The organism is Terriglobus sp. YAF25, assembly GCF_052113305.1.
In the GTDB taxonomy this organism is placed as follows: Bacteria; Acidobacteriota; Terriglobia; order Terriglobales; family Acidobacteriaceae; genus Terriglobus.
Window position 1 is genome coordinate 1 of record NZ_JBFRCY010000981.1, and the last position, 1,310, is coordinate 1,310.

The 1,310-nt window shown below is 58.6% G+C and carries 1 protein-coding gene; it reads right to left on the reverse strand.

All coding sequences use genetic code 11. From position 1 onward, the window contains the following. Nucleotides 1-104: 104 nt before the first annotated feature. The coding region (locus tag AB4043_RS25800) for an alginate lyase family protein (RefSeq protein ID WP_442308559.1) at nucleotides 105-1,310 on the reverse strand (1,206 nt) is incomplete at its 5' end.

Below are 1,310 nucleotides of genomic sequence, written 5' to 3' on the forward strand. Positions count from 1 at the left end.
GTCCTGCAGAGCCGAAGCCAGAAGAGGAGTCTTTATGACTCCGAGGCAGGCAGCGCCTGCGAGAAAGGAGCGTCGCGTAATCGTCATTCGTTCTTTTTGCCGTATCAGGCTTTTTTACGCTGTTGCGACGGAAACCAGAGCAGCGGTTGCCGTACGGGATAGTTGCGGATGATCTCAGCGTCAGACGGGTCTGGATTCAGGGTCTTCCAGAGAGCAAGGTATTGGGACTGATTGCATTCGATCCCAGCGAAGAGAAGTCCTGGAGAGCGCACAGGCAGAGAATCGAAGTGCTCGACATCCTTCTTGTATGGCCAGGAAGACTTGTCTTTGAGATACGGATAAAGGAACTCCGCAGCCTTGCAGATCCCGCGGCCGTCGGCCAGCTTGAACTCGTAGAGGTTTTCGCTGCTGTCGCGCAGCGACTGGCATAGCATCGCAGCCACATCGAAGTTGAAGATGGAGTAGCTGTACGGCTTGGTCCGCGCCAGCTCCTTCGGGAAGCTGCCATCGGTGCCGAGCTGATCGAGCATAAAGACCGTCTTGTACTGTTCGGCGACTTCCTGACGAGTCTGTTGATCGTCGATCAGGCGAGCGAACTCCGCAGCCTGCAGCGCCCAGCAGACGGCGTGATTGTTCAACGTCTTCTTTTCGGCGATTCCTTTTTCACTCGTCTTCAGCCAGCGCAGGTAATCGCGGAACCACGTATGTAGTGCCTGCTGATCGGCAGAGCTCATGACTGCGGGAGCAATATGCGATGCAGCCCGCGCGACCTCGACCAGGTGCAGCGTGTCGATAATGCCGAAGTTGCGGCCGGTGGTTACGCCGTGAACACCCTGCGAATACTCGAGGTTGGTATTCATGCGCGTCTCAGGCGTGATGAACCAGGCGCGCAGGTGAGCTGCAGCATGATCGGCATAGCGGCGCTCGCGTGTGAGCAGCCATGCTGCTGTGAGCGCCGGCACCTGCAGGGAGAGCGCGATCATCGCCTTGCGGTGGTCGTTGAAGTTATTCGGATTACTCTGGCCGTCACGGTTGATGTACGGCCCGTTCGGGTTAGCCGGGTTGGGCCAGAAGTAGTCCGCTTCCGAGAAGAAGTCGTGCAGTCCACCCGGAGTTCTATCTGAAGGAAAGGACGTGATGGTTGCAGGTTTTAGAGCAAGGTAGTTGCGGGCGGCCGTCATGATGCGCTGACGGTCGGTGCTGGCCACCAGGTCGTAACCGGCAGCGTGATGCTGTGCCCAAAGCCGGGCCGGCGGCAGCTCAAGTAGAGCTGCCGCCGTAGCGCCGGTGCAGAAGGCACGGCGTGACAC